We start from the raw sequence: 833 nt of genomic DNA on the forward strand, positions 1-833 counted from the left end.
TTCATCGGCTCCTAGTGCCAAGGCATCCACCGTGCGCCCTTTCCAGCTTAACCTATTGCGCTCTCGGCTTCTTCCTTTGCTTTATCGGTTATCTAGTTTTCAAGGAACGAGACTGCTTCTTGAATTTGCTTCTCTGCAGTCTTGCATCGAGGAATCCCACTTCCTCGAATCTGCTAGAAGACGCAGATGCAAAGTTGCTGCCTTGAACCTGCTTCTTCGCTGGTTTGCGTCGAGGAATTCGGCTTCTCCGAATCCGCTTGTAGACGCAGACGCAAACGAGACTGCTTCTTGAATTCACTTCTCTGCAGTCTTGTGCCGAGGAATCTTGCTTCCCTGAACCTGCTAGCAGACGCAGGCACAGATGCAAAGCAACTACGTTGAAACAGCTTCCTTGCAGCTTTGCGTCGAGGAATCCAGCTTCTCTGAATTCACTTGTAGACGCAGACGCAAAGCAACTGAAGGAATTTTTCATTCCTTCAAAACTGAACGAAACAGAAGCGCGTTTTGCTTTGAATAACGACTGATGTCTAGCTCCAGCGCCTGGCTCTCTTCTGCCAAATAACCTTCCCCCTCGGGGTGCAAGCACCCCTGCGGGTGAAGAACATTTGGCTTCGAGAGCCAAACGCGGCGCTTCCGCTTTTCTTCGTCCTTAGAAAGGAGGTGATCCAGCCGCACCTTCCGGTACGGCTACCTTGTTACGACTTCACCCCAATCACTTGCCCCACCTTCGGCGGCTGGCTCCCTTGCGGGTTACCGCACCGACTTCGGGTGTTGCAAGCTCTCGTGGTGTGACGGGCGGTGTGTACAAGGCCCGGGAACGTATTCACCGCGGC

General features: G+C 52.9%; 1 rRNA gene. It reads right to left on the reverse strand.

The features are described 5' to 3' along the window. Positions 1-653: 653 nt before the first annotated feature. Positions 654-833: ribosomal RNA gene (locus ABS784_RS16865) — 16S ribosomal RNA — on the reverse strand; the annotation flags it as partial.

Source organism: Geobacillus sp. G4, from assembly GCF_040327975.1.
Classification (GTDB): Bacteria; Bacillota; Bacilli; order Bacillales; family Anoxybacillaceae; genus Geobacillus; species Geobacillus thermoleovorans.